The organism is Brevibacterium sp. 50QC2O2 (assembly GCF_024580675.1).
In the GTDB taxonomy this organism is placed as follows: domain Bacteria; phylum Actinomycetota; class Actinomycetes; order Actinomycetales; family Brevibacteriaceae; genus Brevibacterium; species Brevibacterium moorei.
The window spans coordinates 1-942 of sequence record NZ_JANIJZ010000053.1 but is presented as its reverse complement, the minus strand read 5'-3'; the positions used below and the strand labels follow the sequence as shown (position 1 = coordinate 942).

The window sequence follows — 942 nt, the reverse complement described above, 5'->3', positions numbered from 1 at the left end:
TTTTGGCATTGGGCCCTCGGCGCTGACGGAGGCCATGGGCATGCTCAACCACCATTTCGCAGCAGCCGCCTGATCGGCGCAGAGCGACAGCCTACCTCTGACTGCCGCCAATCTTTGCAACAGAGCCTTTGCGTCAATGCAGGGAGATAGCGAAGAGCGCGCTTCAACGGAGATGCTCGAATGGGTCCACGACGGATTGGAGTCCGTGGTCGCGGCAGACGTAGATGATTCGCACGCCGTACCCGTCGGCGCCGCTCGGCTCGGGGTCGCATTCTGCGCGGCAGACGTTACAGAGCCGGTGCTCGTTGCTCCCCCAGACCGTGACCTCGATATCGTCGGGGATCTCCATTCCGTCGAACTCCATATGCGGAGGTTAGCTGTCGCGGATTGAGTCGTGTCAAGATGCGGCACCGATGCTAAACCGCCGTTACCTATGGTCATCGCGCCGGTCGCGCACTCGACGCTTAGTTCTTGAGGTACTCGAGGACGGCGATGACGCGCTTGTTCCCTGTGCGCTCGTTAAGGTCGAGCATGGTGAAGATGCTGCTGATGTGCCGTTCCGCGATCGCGACGCGACATGCACACGGTCCCTGATTTGCTCGTTTGTGAGCCCCGTAGCCATGAGCGAATCGTCAGTATCGCGGAGGAGGTGCTGCGGGAGCGGGAAAGGATTGACCTTACTGACGCAGAGACCCAAAGTGCGAGCATCCCTCATCGCTTTGATGCCAGCCCTTCAACCATTGCAACTAACCCGAACTCGAAATCTAGGTCTTGATCGACAGGCTCACATCCGTTGTCGAGCGCTGTTTGTTCTTCTAGCCTCGATTTTTCACGGGTTGGGGTTTGTGCTTGATCGCGGCGTCGTTGTCTCATGTTGTAGGTGATTGTACTGTTCGGGTGTGATGTGCCTGCGCGTGTCGCCGCGGTGGTCGGGCCGTTCCA

Annotated in this window: 1 protein-coding gene and 1 pseudogene; both read right to left on the bottom strand. The window is 59.0% G+C overall.

Annotation, left to right across the window (positions count from 1 at the left end; translation table 11 throughout):
- Positions 1-163: 163 nt before the first annotated feature.
- On the bottom strand, positions 164-364 hold the full coding sequence (locus NQ038_RS15170; RefSeq protein ID WP_069408167.1) for a hypothetical protein: 201 nt from the start codon (positions 362-364) through the stop codon (positions 164-166).
- Between the two features lie 347 nt (positions 365-711).
- Positions 712-942: pseudogene (locus NQ038_RS15165) on the bottom strand (hypothetical protein); the annotation flags it as partial.

Bases quoted from the DNA above. Each gene is read 5' to 3' on its own strand.
- NQ038_RS15170 (WP_069408167.1), bottom strand. From the start codon at position 364: ATGGAGTTCGACGGAATGGAGATCCCCGACGATATCGAGGTCACGGTC.